Annotated in this window: 1 protein-coding gene and 1 pseudogene; both read right to left on the bottom strand. The window is 48.8% G+C overall.

Annotated elements, in window-relative coordinates; all coding sequences use genetic code 11:
- A pseudogene (gene ligA, locus A3750_RS21525) lies at positions 1–697 on the bottom strand (NAD-dependent DNA ligase LigA); the annotation flags it as partial.
- A gap of 15 nt (positions 698–712) precedes the next feature.
- A partial coding sequence (locus tag A3750_RS21520; protein ID WP_068548798.1) for a cell division protein ZipA C-terminal FtsZ-binding domain-containing protein occupies positions 713–1,054 on the bottom strand: 342 nt, incomplete at its 5' end.

The raw sequence follows: 1,054 nt of genomic DNA, 5'->3' as shown, positions 1-1,054 counted from the left end.
AATAGGCATTCATACTCAGTTTTCGCGCCGCCGTAACACGCGAATCAAGCTGACGAAGACTACCTGATGCCGCATTACGCGGATTGACGAAGGCCTTGCCACCACTATCCTCAGCCTTGCCGTTAAGCTCCTCGAAGACAGCTTTCGACATAAATATTTCCCCTCTAACCTCTAGCTCCCTAGGGGTGTTTTCACCCTGAAGCCGCAAAGGAATGTTAGAGATGGTCTTTACGTTTGGTGTGATATCTTCGCCTGTCTGACCGTCCCCTCGCGTCGCTCCATATTGCAAAACGCCGTCTACGTATAAAAGACTAACCGCAACGCCATCTAATTTAGGCTCTGCAATAACAGAGAAGTGGCCACCCTCTTCAGGCGCGACCTTATCTTTTAGGCGAGCATAGAAGGCGCGTAGATCTTCTGTTGAGAAGACATTATCTAGAGACAGCATCGGGATCCGATGCTGTACTTGTTTAAACTCATTGGAGGGTGCACTGCCAACACGTTGCGTTGGGGAGTCTGGGCGCTTTAGCTCGGGATGAAGCTCTTCGATCGCCTTGAGCTTTTGGAACAAAACATCATAGTCTGCATCCGAAACGCTTGGAGCACTGAGCACGTAATACCGGTAATTGTGCTCGTTGAGCTGGGCTGACAGATGCGCAACCTCATCCGCCAAACTCTCTACAGACTTTTGAGTCACCTTAACTTCCTAATATCAAGGCCGAGCCTTACAAAGCTGCTTGCGTTCAAACTCTCGAATGCGCTGCTTACTATGCTCAATAGTCTGTGACGTTAGAACGCTACGATTCTCATCTTTCAGCTCGCCCTGCAAGTTGTCGGCAAAGCACTTCGCTGTTTCGTACATAAACTCAAATGCTTTGAGGTAGTCTTTAGGGCCTGGAATACTCATAAAAAAACTCACACCAGGCGTTGTCAACGAATCGAGCTTGTCCGGATCAAAGTAGCCAGGTTCAACAGCATTCGCAACACTAAACTGAATAGGACTGAGCAAGTCCTCCTCATGACGGTGGAAGATCGACATATCGCCATGCTGCAT

This window comes from Oleiphilus sp. HI0079 (assembly GCF_001635105.1).
This window is presented reverse-complemented; position numbering and strand designations above follow the sequence as displayed.